This window comes from Pseudomonas sp. D1-1, from assembly GCF_051132225.1.
In the GTDB taxonomy this organism is placed as follows: domain Bacteria; phylum Pseudomonadota; class Gammaproteobacteria; order Pseudomonadales; family Pseudomonadaceae; genus Aquipseudomonas.
The window spans coordinates 390387-402725 of record NZ_CP071676.1; the positions used below are offsets into that span (position 1 = coordinate 390387).

General features: G+C 60.5%; 12 protein-coding genes. 8 read left to right on the forward strand and 4 right to left on the reverse strand.

The window, feature by feature from the left end; all coding sequences use genetic code 11:
* Window positions 1-181: 181 nt before the first annotated feature.
* Both J3P86_RS01690 and J3P86_RS01695 read left to right on the forward strand, forming a co-directional pair.
* The gene (locus J3P86_RS01690) at window positions 182-1192 is read left to right on the forward strand and encodes a class 1 fructose-bisphosphatase (RefSeq protein WP_107323045.1); all 1011 of its coding nucleotides are present in this window, start codon (window positions 182-184) and stop codon (window positions 1190-1192) included.
* Between the two features lie 3 nt (window positions 1193-1195).
* Window positions 1196-1792: a DUF924 family protein gene (locus J3P86_RS01695; protein ID WP_434699303.1), complete on the forward strand. Its 597-nt coding sequence runs from the start codon at window positions 1196-1198 to the stop codon at window positions 1790-1792.
* A gap of 7 nt (window positions 1793-1799) precedes the next feature.
* Here J3P86_RS01695 and J3P86_RS01700 read toward each other — a convergent pair whose 3' ends face one another.
* The 3 genes from J3P86_RS01700 to J3P86_RS01710 form a co-directional block, all read right to left on the reverse strand.
* Window positions 1800-2132 (reverse strand): type II toxin-antitoxin system RelE/ParE family toxin, encoded by a 333-nt coding sequence (locus J3P86_RS01700; protein ID WP_434626498.1) that lies wholly within the window; start codon window positions 2130-2132, stop codon window positions 1800-1802.
* The gene (locus J3P86_RS01705; RefSeq protein WP_434626496.1) at window positions 2129-2401 is read right to left on the reverse strand and encodes a type II toxin-antitoxin system Phd/YefM family antitoxin; all 273 of its coding nucleotides are present in this window, start codon (window positions 2399-2401) and stop codon (window positions 2129-2131) included. Before J3P86_RS01705 ends, J3P86_RS01700 begins: the two co-directional genes overlap by 4 nt.
* 175 nt (window positions 2402-2576) lie before the next feature.
* Window positions 2577-4469, reverse strand: a complete 1893-nt coding sequence (locus J3P86_RS01710; protein ID WP_434626495.1) for a methyl-accepting chemotaxis protein — start codon at window positions 4467-4469, stop codon at window positions 2577-2579.
* A gap of 282 nt (window positions 4470-4751) precedes the next feature.
* Here J3P86_RS01710 and J3P86_RS01715 point away from each other — a divergent pair, with 282 nt between their 5' ends.
* Together J3P86_RS01715 and J3P86_RS01720 are read left to right on the forward strand one after the other, a co-directional pair.
* The gene (locus J3P86_RS01715) at window positions 4752-5006 is read left to right on the forward strand and encodes a hypothetical protein (RefSeq protein WP_092328762.1); all 255 of its coding nucleotides are present in this window, start codon (window positions 4752-4754) and stop codon (window positions 5004-5006) included.
* 43 nt (window positions 5007-5049) lie between these two features.
* Complete coding sequence (locus J3P86_RS01720; RefSeq protein WP_434699304.1) at window positions 5050-5619, forward strand: lipocalin family protein; 570 nt, start codon at window positions 5050-5052, stop codon at window positions 5617-5619.
* A 134-nt stretch (window positions 5620-5753) separates the two neighbouring features.
* On the opposite strand, the gene J3P86_RS01725 is transcribed toward J3P86_RS01720, so the two are convergent.
* Window positions 5754-7118: a formimidoylglutamate deiminase gene (locus tag J3P86_RS01725; protein ID WP_434626492.1), complete on the reverse strand. Its 1365-nt coding sequence runs from the start codon at window positions 7116-7118 to the stop codon at window positions 5754-5756.
* Window positions 7119-7260: 142 nt separating this feature from the next.
* Between J3P86_RS01725 and hutC the strand changes: the two genes are divergently transcribed.
* The 4 genes from hutC (at window position 7261) to J3P86_RS01745 (ending at window position 12310) form a co-directional block, all read left to right on the forward strand.
* On the forward strand, window positions 7261-7971 hold the full coding sequence (gene hutC, locus J3P86_RS01730) for a histidine utilization repressor (protein WP_305501386.1): 711 nt from the start codon (window positions 7261-7263) through the stop codon (window positions 7969-7971).
* Window positions 7968-8537, forward strand: a complete 570-nt coding sequence (locus J3P86_RS01735) for a HutD/Ves family protein (protein WP_434699305.1) — start codon at window positions 7968-7970, stop codon at window positions 8535-8537. The genes hutC and J3P86_RS01735 overlap by 4 nt, the downstream gene beginning before the upstream one ends.
* Window positions 8538-9007: 470 nt before the next feature.
* Complete coding sequence (hutU, locus tag J3P86_RS01740; protein WP_434570210.1) at window positions 9008-10696, forward strand: urocanate hydratase; 1689 nt, start codon at window positions 9008-9010, stop codon at window positions 10694-10696.
* A 147-nt stretch (window positions 10697-10843) separates the two neighbouring features.
* Window positions 10844-12310: a purine-cytosine permease family protein gene (locus tag J3P86_RS01745; RefSeq protein WP_434699306.1), complete on the forward strand. Its 1467-nt coding sequence runs from the start codon at window positions 10844-10846 to the stop codon at window positions 12308-12310.
* Window positions 12311-12339: the final 29 nt, after the last annotated feature.

Below are 12339 nucleotides of genomic sequence, written 5' to 3' on the forward strand. Positions count from 1 at the left end.
ACAACTCGGTCAACTGTGGGAGCGAGCTTGCTCGCGATGGCGTCCTATCAACCAATAGATTACCCAAGCGAACCGCCACCCCGTGAACTCAATCCTCCATATCCCGTCTCATAGGAGGAATTAACTCCCGACTCGCGCTAAACTGCGCGGGTTTTCCGCCCCCTATTCTTCGGAGCCGTCCATGTCCCGCGTTACCTTGAGTCGCTATTTGATTGAGCAGACCCGCAGCAACAATACCCCTGCCGATCTGCGCTTTTTGATCGAAGTGGTGGCGCGTGCGTGCAAGGAAATCAGCCACGCCGTCTCCAAGGGCGCGCTGGGTGGTGTCCTTGGCAGCATGGGCACCGAGAACGTGCAGGGCGAAGTGCAGAAGAAGCTCGACGTACTGTCCAACGAAATCCTGCTCGAAGCCAACGAGTGGGGCGGTCACCTGGCCGGCATGGCGTCCGAGGAAATGGACAATGCCTACCAGATCCCGGGCAAGTATCCCAAGGGCGCCTACCTGCTGGTGTTCGACCCGTTGGACGGCTCGTCGAACATCGACATCAACGCGCCGGTTGGCACCATCTTCTCGGTACTGCGTTGCCCGAACGAGTACCTGAGCCAGAACGAAGCGCTGAACGAAAAGGCCTTCCTGCAGCCAGGCACCGAACAGGTCGCCGCCGGCTATGCCATCTACGGGCCTCAGACCATGCTGGTACTGACCCTGGGCGACGGCGTGAAAGGCTTCACCCTGGATCGCGAGATGGGCAGTTTTGTCCTGACCCACGAAGACATCACCATTCCTGAGACCACTCAGGAGTTCGCCATCAACATGTCCAACCAGCGTCACTGGGAAGCCCCGGTACAACGCTACGTCAGCGAGTTGCTGGCCGGCGAAGAAGGCCCGCTGAAGAAGAACTACAACATGCGCTGGGTCGCCGCGATGGTTGCCGATGTGCACCGCATCCTGACCCGTGGTGGCCTGTTCATGTACCCACGCGACAGCCGCGAGCCGTCCAAGCCGGGCAAGCTGCGCCTGATGTACGAAGCCAACCCGATGTCGTTCCTGGTGGAGCAGGCCGGTGGCGCTTCCACCGATGGCCACCAACGCATTCTCGACATCCAGCCTGAAGGCCTGCACCAGCGCGTGGCCGTGTTCCTCGGCTCGAAGGAAGAAGTGGCGCGCGCCACGGCCTACCATAAGGAATAAATCATGGCCGAGCCCTGGCAGCCGTTGCTCGATTGGTGGTTCGGTTCAGCCGAATCACCCGATGACATCGCGGCTGACAAGGGCAAGCTGTGGTTCGGCAAAGGCCATGATCGCCAGGCGCAAGAGCGCTTCGGTGATCAGGTCGAGCAGGCACTGGCTGGCGGATTGACCGATTGGGCGCAACGCCCGGAAGGTTGGCTGGCCCTGGTGCTGTTACTCGATCAACTTCCGCGGATGATCTTTCGCGACACCCCCAGAAGCTTTTCCGGCGACCTGCGTGCCCAAGCGCTGGTAGCACAGGGACTGGCGGCGGGTTTCGACCGGCAACTCAAGCCTGTCCAGCGCGTATTCATTTATCTGGTACTCGAACACTGCGAAAACCTCGCCGTACAGAACGAAGCCGTGTCGCGGTTCATCGAGTTGGTTCGAGAACAGCCCGAGGCGCAGCGTGCGGTGTTTGAGGACAACCTGGATTATGCCGAACGGCATCAGAAGATCATTGCGCGGTTTGGCCGCTTCCCTCATCGCAATGCGGTGCTTGGGCGTGAGTCCACGGCTGAGGAAGTGGAGTTCTTGAGCAGGCCTGGGTCCAGGTTCTAGTGAGTTGTTAAGGACTGCTTCGAAGCAATCGCTGCATTAGCAGGGTCGGCAAGCTCTTGCGGTTATCGGCGATGATATGGATATAGATCGTTTGGCCCCGCACCTCATAAATGATTCGGTTCATCCCTGACAATATCTGCCGGTACTGACCGAGATTGAGCCTTTCGATTTCTTCTGGAATCGATCCTGCGTAAGGCAAGGTCTCCAAATGACGGATCGCCGTCTTCAGGCTGGCGTAAGTGCTTTGCCATGTATGGAAAGAAAACCGACCGATGAGATAGGCGCGAAGCTCTTTAAGATCTGTTTCGGCTGACTGAAGAATGACGATCTTCAACCTCATTGGTCGTCCGCCTTATCCAGCTCGCCGAAGACTTCTTCTATTTCCCTGAATTTACCGTTTTCAATTTCTTGGTTGCCCATCGCCAGCAGCTTTAGCAACGCCATGGTGTCTTCTTGTTCTTCAAAACTTTTTACATCCATGACCACGAGCTTGGCTTCACCGTTTTGGGTGATGATCAACGGCTCTCTGCTCTCTGTGATGCTCTTGACGATTTCGGCGGTATGGCTCTTCAAATAGCTGATGGGTTTGATTTGTGATGAGAGTTTCATGGTGCGGGGCCTCGAAAGAAGGAACGGACTGAGTTTAGTCTTAATTCAGTCTTTCGTCAGGGTGTCGGTCTGATTTCTGCTGAGGGCTGATGCCGCTATCGCGGACAAGCTCGCTCCCACAGTAGAGTGCGGTCAACTGTGGGAGCGAGCTTGCTCGCGATGGGTCTTGAGAGCGCTAGATCCGGAAACTACCCACCAATTGCTTCAACCGCGCCGCCTGCTGTTCCAGGTCGGAACAGGCCCGCAAGGTGGCCTGCAGGTTTTCCACGCCTTCCTGGTTTAGCGTGTTGATCTCGTTGATGTCGACGTTGATCGATTCCACCACGGCGGTCTGTTCTTCGGTGGCGGTCGCCACGGACTGGTTCATGCCGTCGATTTCGCCGATGCGCTGGGTCACGCTGCCCAGGCGTTCGCCCGCCTGGTTGGCGATGCCAACGCTGCTTTCGCTCTGGCGCTGGCTGTCGGTCATGGTCAGCACCGCTTCCCGCGCGCCGACCTGCAACTCTTCGATCATCTTCTGCACTTGCTGCGCCGAATCCTGGGTACGGTGGGCCAGGTTGCGCACTTCATCGGCAACCACCGCGAAACCGCGACCGGCTTCACCGGCGCGGGCGGCTTCGATGGCGGCGTTCAGGGCCAGCAGGTTGGTCTGCTGGGAAATGCTGGTGATCACTTCCAGGATCTGGCCGATGTTCACTGTGTTGCTGTTCAGGGTTTCGATGTTGCCGCACGAATCGCTGATCTTGGCCGACAGCTGCTGCATGGCGGTGATGGTTTTATCCACCACTTGCTGACCGTCTTCGGCCAGGTTGCGGGCTTCACTGGAATGCTGCGAGGCGAGGGCGGCGTTCTGGGCGATCTCCTGGGCGGCGGCGCCGAGCTGGTTGATGGCCGCGGCCACGCTGCTGGTCCGCGAGGCCTGCTGGTCGGAGTTGTACATCGAGGAGTTGGACGCGCTGACCACCCGCAGGGCGACTTCGTTGACCTGGCCGGTCGCCGAAGCCACTTCGCGGATCGAAGTATGGATACGCTCGACGAAGCGGTTGAACGAGGTACCCAGCGCACCGAATTCGTCCTGGCCATGAATGGTCAGGCGCCGAGTCAGGTCGCCTTCGCCTTCGGCGATATCGTGCATGGCGCGGCCCATGGTCAGCAGTGGTTGCATCAGCACCCGGATCAGCATGCCCAGGAGGGCGATGATGAACACCACGGCGATGATCATGGCGATCAGCGCCGAGGTGCGAAATTCGCTGAGCATCGCCAGGGCGGTGTCTTTATCGAGTACCAGCGCCACGTACCAGTTGGCTCCGGGCACGCCGTTGACCTGGGTAAAGGAGATGAATTGAGTCTTGCCGTCGAGCTCGACTTCCTTCAGGCCCGGGCCGATTTGCGGTGCGCCGTTGGGGTAGGCCTCGGCAAGCGTCTTGAGGACACGCTTGCTGTCAGGGTGGATCAGGATCTTGCCGTCGGCGCTGACGATGAACGCATGGCCATGGCCGCCGAAGTTCAGCGAGTTGATGATGGCGCTGACGCTCGACAGGTCGATGTCCGCGCCAGCCACGCCGATCATCTGGTTCTGACGCTGTACCGGCGTGGCAACGGTGATCACCAGCTTGCCCGACGAGGCCGCGATGTAGGGCTCGGTGACGATGGTCTGCTGGGCGCTATTGGCAGCCTTGTACCAGCCACGGGCGCGCGGGTCATAGTCGGCGGCACGATTACCGGCCGGTATCGAGAACATCACACCGTCGGTACCGCCGAAATAGCTGAGCTGGAAATTACCGGTGTAGGCCGGCAGGCCCACGGCGCGTTTCAGGCTTTCGGCACTGTTTCCGTCGATGGCGATTTGTTGGGCCAGCGATTGCAGCAATTGGATTCGGCCTTCGACCCATGTCTGGATATTGCGACTGGTCAGGTTGCCGAGTTCCTGCATGGACGTCTCGGTGCTGGTGTTGAGACTTTGTCGTTGACGATAGTCGTTGAACAGGATGAAACAGGCGAATGCGACGGCCACCACAAGGGCGGCAGCCAGCAGGATTTTGTGGCTGAATTTCATGTTTCTGGTCATTAAGAACGCTACCGCGTAGGGACGGGTCAGGAAGGGCTGCCAATTTGCCATAGTGCAAGATTTTGCGCTGTTACTTTTTATCGGCGCAAAAGCCCGTCCCATCAGGCGTCGAGGGGGCGCTCCCGACGAAAGGCACGACCGCGTCACAAACCGGTTGATTTCCGATGAAACACCGCTGCACAGCCAATAAATACCAAGGGCACGAGGGAACCAGACAGGGGTTTTCTCTTCTAAGGATCAGGTTGGCACCCTGCCACCTCCCTTCCGCTCCAGGAGTTACTCATGTCGCTGCGATCCATCGCCCTGCTGTTTGTGTGCGTCGTCTTGACCGCATGCAGCAAGGTCAACCAGGAAAACTATTCGAAGCTGTCGGCTGGCATGCCCAAGGCCGAAGTCGAAACGTTACTGGGGAAACCGACTGATTGTTCGGGCGCGCTCGGTATGTCCAGCTGCACCTGGGGCGACCAGAAAAGCTTTATCAGCGTGCAGTATGCCGGTGACAAAGTGTTGATGTTTTCCGGCCAAGGCCTGAAGTAACCTGAAGTAAACCGGGGCCAAGCGCCCACGGGAGAAAAAAATAATGATGCGGTTAGTTTTTGTGCTTCTGGCTGGCCTGGTATTGGCCGGCTGTGCCTCTTCTGGCGTAGACCCGTTGGCGCCCAAGACAGTCAACAGCGTCAATCTAAAGCGGTACCAAGGGACCTGGTACGAACTGGCCCGCCTGCCGATGTACTTCCAGCGCAACTGCGCGCAGTCCGAAGCGCATTACACCCTCAAGCCTGACGGCAACATGGACGTATTCAACCGCTGCCTGACTTCCGACTGGAAATGGGAAGAGGCCAGGGGCACGGCTTACCCGCAAGTGCCGGGTAAAACCGACAAGCTCTGGGTCGAATTCGATACCTGGTTCTCGCGGATCCTGCCGGGCGTGGCAAAAGGGGAATATTGGGTGTTGTACGTCAGCGACGACTACAAGACCGCCATCGTCGGCGACCCGAGCCGGCGCTACATGTGGTTGCTGTCCCGCACGCCGACGGTGAGGGTGGATGTACGTGAAGAACTGCTGAGCAAGGCCCGCCAGCAGGGCTATGACACGACGCGGTTGGTCTGGCGCGCATCGGACCGGCAGATGGCGAAGACTTCGGACTGACTGACACCCGAATACCATGTGGGAGCGAGCTTGCTCGCGATGAGGCCCTTACCTTCAACATGGATGTTGATTGAAAGTCCGCTATCGCGAGCAAGCTCGCTCCCACATTGGTATCTGCCTGATGATTTTTGGGATCAGCCCAGCAGCTCGCGCAACACCTGGGTGAACGCCCGTGCGCTTTCCTCTTCGCCGGCATGGCGCCCATCGCGCACCACCCACTTGCCACCCACCATCACATCCCGCACCTGGCGATCGCCACCGGCGAACAGCCAACGATTGAGGATACCGTCGCCGTTGGCCGTGGCCAGGTACGGATCGTTGCCATCAAGCACCAGCCAATCGGCGCGCTTGCCTACTGTGAAAGCACCGATGGGTTGTCCCAGCGCCTGGGCGCCGCCGTCCAGCGCGGCGTCATACAGCGTGCGCCCGACCATCGGTTGATCCGTTCGATACAAACGGTTGCGCCGCTGGTCTCGCAAACGCTGGCCGTATTCCAGCCAACGCAACTCTTCCACCACACTCAACGACACATGGCTGTCGGAACCGATGCCCATCCGCCCACCTTGGGCGAGGAAGTCCACGGCCGGGAAAATCCCGTCGCCAAGATTGGCTTCAGTGGTCAGGCACAACCCGGCAATCGCCCGGCTCCTGGCCATGAGGCTGACTTCCTGGGGGTTGGCGTGCGTTGCGTGAACCAGGCACCAGCGCTGGTCGACTTCGGTATTTTCGTACAGCCACTCCAGCGGCCGCGCGCCACTCCAGCTCAGGCAATCGTCGACTTCCTTTTGCTGTTCGGCGATGTGGATGTGCACCGGGCAATGCGGATCGCTGGCGGCCAGTACGTCCTTGATCTGTCCGGGCGTCACGGCGCGCAAGGAGTGGAAACACAAGCCCAGCGCCTGATTGGCTTGCCCGGCCAGGACAGGTTGCAAGCGCTCCTGAAGCTTCAGGTAGTTTTCGGTGCTGTTGATGAACCGGCGCTGCCCCTCGTTGGGCGCCTGGCCGCCGAAGCCGGAATGGCTGTAGAGCACCGGCAGCAACGTCAGGCCGATGCCGGCGGCGCTGGCGGCGTGGCTGATGCGCAGCGCCAGTTCGGCCGGGTCAGCGTAGGGCGCGCCGTCGAGGTCATGATGCACGTAATGGAACTCGGCGACCGAGGTGTAGCCGGCCTTGAGCATTTCGATGTACAGCTGGCGGGCGATAATGCCGAGTTGCCCGGGGCTGATTTTCCCGACGAGGCGGTACATCAGGTCACGCCATGTCCAGAAGCTGTCGTTGGGGTTGCCGGCCACCTCCGCCAGTCCGGCCATGGCCCGCTGGAAAGCATGGGAATGCAGGTTCGGCATGCCTGGCAAGAGCGGGCCGTCCAGTCGTTCGGCGCCGTCTGCGTGGGCGTCGGCCTGGATGTGGGTCAGGATACCGTTGGCATCGACCTCAAGACGTACATCATTGGCCCATCCACTAGGCAGCAGCGCGCGTTCGGCAAAGAAGGCGGACATGGTTGACCCTCATCTGTGAAATTTGTATATACATATACAGACGTTTGCCTGGCCGGTAAACTCCGGCAAGCTAGCCACCTAATTTGCAGAACAGGGAACCGCCGTGCCGACTCCGCCTGCCAAACCGCCGCTGGCCGCAACCATGGGTGACAGTCCGGCGCCCTTGTACGCCCGCGTCAAACAGATGATCACCCAGCAGATCGACAGTGGAAACTGGCCGCCGCACTACCGCGTGCCGTCGGAAAGCGAACTGGTCAGTCAGTTGGGCTTCAGCCGCATGACCATCAACCGTGCCCTGCGGGAAATGACCGCCGATGGCCTGTTGGTGCGCATGCAGGGTGTCGGCACGTTCGTCGCCGAGCCCAAGAGCCAGTCCGCGTTGTTCGAAGTACACAACATCGCCGATGAAATCGCCTCCCGGGGTCATCGCCATACCTGCAAGGTCATTACCCTGGAAGAGGAGGCCGCCGGCTCCGAACGTGCCCTGGCCCTGGATATGCGCGAAGGCCAGAAGGTCTTTCACTCGCTGATCGTGCATTTCGAGAACGACATTCCCGTGCAGATCGAGGACCGTTTCGTCAATGCGCTCGTGGCGCCCGACTACCTCAAGCAGGACTTCACCCAGCAAACGCCTTACGCCTACCTGAACCAGGTCGCGCCGCTGACCGAGGGGGAGCATGTGGTCGAGGCGATCCTGGCCGAGCCGAGCGAATGCAAGCTGTTGCAGATCGAGCGGGGCGAGCCGTGCCTGCTGATTCGCCGTCGCACCTGGTCCGGGCGCCAGCCGGTGACCGCCGCGCGCCTGATCCATCCGGGCTCCCGCCATAGCCTGGAAGGACGCTTTCACAAATGAGCCAGCTGAAGGTTTTACGCGCCGCCGACTACCCACGCATGCCGTGGAAAAACGGCGGTGGCAGCACCGAAGAAATCACCCGCGATGCAGGCACCGGCCTGGAAGGTTTCGGTTGGCGCCTGTCGATCGCCGATATCGCTGAGTCGGGCGGTTTTTCCACCTTCGCCGGTTATGAACGGGTCATCAGTGTCTTGCAGGGTGACGGCATGACGCTGTATGTCGATGGCCAGGCCACGCGGGCATTGCATCCGCTGGACCCGTTTGCGTTCAGCGGCGAAAGCCATGTGCACTGCACCTTGCTGGGCGGGTCGATCCGCGATTTCAACCTGATCTATGCGCCGCAGCGTTACCGCGCGCGGTTGCAGTGGATGGGTGGGCAGCAGCATTTTCTCAGCGAGGCGGGGACGGTGTTGGTGTTCAGCGCGGCGCCGACGCTGAGGGTCAATATTGACGAGGCGGTCCAGACGCTGGGGCTTTATGACTGCCTGCAACTGAGCGGCAACACCGGGCTGCTGGAGATCACCACCCACGGCCAATGCTGCGTGATCGAGCTGACGGCCCACTAAACTCGGCTGCACTCATCTTGTGGCGAGGGGATTTATCCCCGCTGGGTCGCGAAGCGACCCCCTGCGTTTTTCCTGATGTATCGAGTTGTCTGGATCTAGGGCTGCTCCGCAGCCCAGCGGGGATAAATCCCCTCACCACAGCGTGCTCGTTGTTCCTTCCATGCGCACCAACTTGTTACCGAACGCCCCAGCGTGGCGCAATACCACGCTTCCGTGCCCCTCCGATTTCCCCCTCGAAAACCCTCCTCTAAAATTTCATGCAGCCCCGCAGCCCATAAATCACAAGGCTTTCAGCCAACTCCCCAGCTGTTTCTGAACATCGCCTCGAACAAGTTGGCCGCTTGATTGCATATGCTTGTACATACAAGTAAAGACGTATGCGTATGAGTCGCCTGCATTCAACGCAACGTTCGCTGAATCGCTGCCCACTGCCCGGGCTGGTCTGGATTGATCGCTGAGGAGTTTTTGCTGTGACCGACGCTACCCGCAAACCTGAAAAATACCGTGACGTTGAAATCCGCGCGCCTCGCGGTAACACGCTGACCGCCAAGAGCTGGCTGACTGAAGCGCCGCTGCGGATGTTGATGAACAACCTCGACCCGGAAGTGGCGGAGAACCCCAAGGAGCTGGTGGTCTACGGTGGCATCGGTCGCGCGGCGCGCAACTGGGAGTGCTACGACAAGATTGTCGAAAGCCTGACCAACCTGAATGACGACGAAACCCTGCTGGTGCAATCCGGCAAGCCGGTGGGCGTATTCAAGACCCACAGCAACGCTCCTCGCGTACTGATCGCCAACTCCAACCTGGTGCCGCACTGGGCCAGTTGGGAGCATTTCAACGAACTCGACGCCAAGGGCCTGGCCATGTACGGCCAGATGACCGCCGGCAGCTGGATCTACATCGGCAGCCAGGGCATCGTCCAAGGCACTTATGAAACCTTCGTCGAGGCTGGTCGCCAGCATTACGATTCCAACCTCAAGGGCCGTTGGGTCCTGACCGCCGGCCTGGGTGGCATGGGCGGCGCGCAACCCTTGGCCGCGACCCTGGCCGGTGCGTGCTCGCTGAACATCGAATGCCAGCAGGTCAGCATCGATTTCCGTCTGAAAACCCGTTACGTCGACGAGCAAGCCAAAGACCTCGACGACGCCTTGGCGCGCATCGAGAAATACACCGCCGAAGGCAAGGCGATTTCCATCGCGCTGTGTGGGAACGCCGCCGAAATTCTCCCGGAAATGGTTCGCCGTGGTGTGCGTCCGGACATGGTCACCGACCAGACCAGCGCCCACGACCCGCTCAATGGTTACCTGCCGGCCGGCTGGACCTGGGACGAATACCGCGCCCGCGCCAAGACCGAACCTGCTGCCGTGGTGAAGGCCGCCAAGCAATCGATGGCCGTGCACGTCAAAGCCATGCTGGCCTTCCAGAAAATGGGCGTACCGACTTTCGACTACGGTAACAATATCCGCCAGATGGCCCAGGAAGAGGGCGTCGAGAATGCCTTCGACTTCCCGGGCTTCGTTCCGGCGTATATCCGTCCGCTGTTTTGCCGTGGCATCGGCCCGTTCCGCTGGGCCGCGCTGTCGGGCGACCCGCAGGACATCTACAAGACCGACGCCAAGGTCAAGGAGCTGATCGCCGACGACGCTCACCTGCACAACTGGCTGGACATGGCCCGCGAGCGCATCAGCTTCCAAGGCTTGCCGGCACGTATCTGCTGGGTTGGCCTGGGCCAGCGCGCCAAGTTGGGCCTGGCCTTCAACGAGATGGTGCGCAGCGGTGAGTTGTCGGCGCCGATCGTGATCGGCCGCGACCACCTGGACTCCGGCTCCGTCGCCAGCCCGAACCGTGAAACCGAATCCATGCAGGACGGCTCCGACGCCGTTTCCGACTGGCCGCTGCTCAATGCCTTGCTCAACACCGCCAGTGGCGCGACTTGGGTGTCGCTGCACCACGGTGGTGGCGTCGGCATGGGTTTCTCCCAGCACTCGGGCATGGTGATCGTCTGCGACGGCACCGACGAAGCGGCCGAGCGTATCGCCCGGGTACTGCATAACGACCCGGGCACTGGCGTCATGCGTCATGCCGATGCGGGTTACCAGATTGCCATTGATTGTGCGAAGGAGCAGGGGCTGAACCTACCGATGATCACCGGCAAGTAATCCGGATCCCTTGTGGGAGCGAGCTTGCTCGCGATAGCGGTGGATCAGTACCGGTTCCGTCTACTGACACGCCCTCATCGCGAGCAAGCTCGCTCCCACAGGGATGCGGCGCAAATGAATCCGAGAACAATCCACAGAGGTTGAACCATGGCTGTCACCAGCACACGCGATAGCAGCAAGCCGTTGATCGAGAAACGATCGATCGACTACATCCCGGAGGCGGAGCGACACGGTCGGTTGTTGAGCCAGTTCACCCTCTGGATGGGGGCCAACCTGCAGATCACGGCAATTGTCACCGGCGCGTTGGCGGTGGTGCTTGGCGGTGATGTGTTCTGGTCGTTGATCGGTCTGCTGATCGGCCAGGTGCTCGGCGGTGGCGTCATGGCCTTGCATGCCGCGCAAGGGCCCAAGCTGGGCCTGCCGCAGATGATCTCCAGCCGGGTGCAGTTCGGTGTGTATGGCGCGGCCATCCCGATCGTGCTGGTGTGCCTGATGTACCTGGGTTTCACCGCCACGGGAACCGTGCTTTCCGGCCAGGCGCTGGGCCAGTTGTTTGGCGTCAGTGACAGTCTCGGCATCCTTATTTTCGCCAGTGTCATCGTGCTGGTGACGGTGCTCGGTTACCGGGTGATCCACTTCATTGGCCGGGTCGCCAGCGTCATTGGTGTGATTGCCTTTGTCTACCTGTTCGCTCGCCTGATCAGCCAGACGGACGTTGGCGCGCTCTTGCAAATTCGCCATTTCAGCTGGAGCAGTTTCCTGCTGGCGGTGTCGCTCGCGGCCTCCTGGCAGATCGCCTTCGGCCCCTACGTGGCTGACTACTCGCGGTACCTGCCGAGCAAGACGTCTTCGGTGAAAACCTTTTTCGCCGCCGGCGCGGGTTCCGTCATCGGCGCGCAGGTAGCGATGATCCTCGGCGTGTTTGCCGCCGCTTCGGCCAACGGGCAGTTCGCCGGTCACGAAGTGGCCTACATCGTAGGCCTGGGAGGTACCGGCGCCACCGCTGCGCTGCTGTACTTCAGCATCGCCTTTGGCAAGGTCACCATCTCCACGCTGAACTCCTACGGCAGCTTCATGTGCATCGCGACGATCATCAGCGGTTTCCGCGGGCACCTGAGCGTAACGCGCTTGCAGCGTCTGGTCTTCGTGCTGGTCATCGTCGGCGCCGCGACCCTGATCGCGCTGCTCGGCCAGCACTCGTTCCTCGGTGCGTTCAAGTCTTTCATCTTGTTCTTGCTCGCATTCTTCACGCCGTGGAGCGCGATCAACCTGGTGGACTACTACTGCATCACGCGCGAGCGCTATGACGTGCCGGCACTGAACGACCCGAACGGTCGCTACGGTCGTTGGAACGCCCTCGGCATCAGCGTCTACGTCTTCGGTGTATTGGTTCAGTTGCCGTTCATCGCCACCAAGTTCTATACCGGCCCGTTGGTGAAAGCCATGGGTGGCGTGGATATCTCGTGGATCATCGGTCTGGTGGTCCCGGCGGCGTTGTATTACCTCATCGCCAGAAAGTGGCACAGCGCAGTACCCGATCAATTGATCCTGCCGGTCGAGCAGGACGCGGTTGACGCACAACCGAGCAGGGCGGGCCGCATCCAAGCGGTCTGATGGGACGTTGACAGGGCTGGATGCCTCTT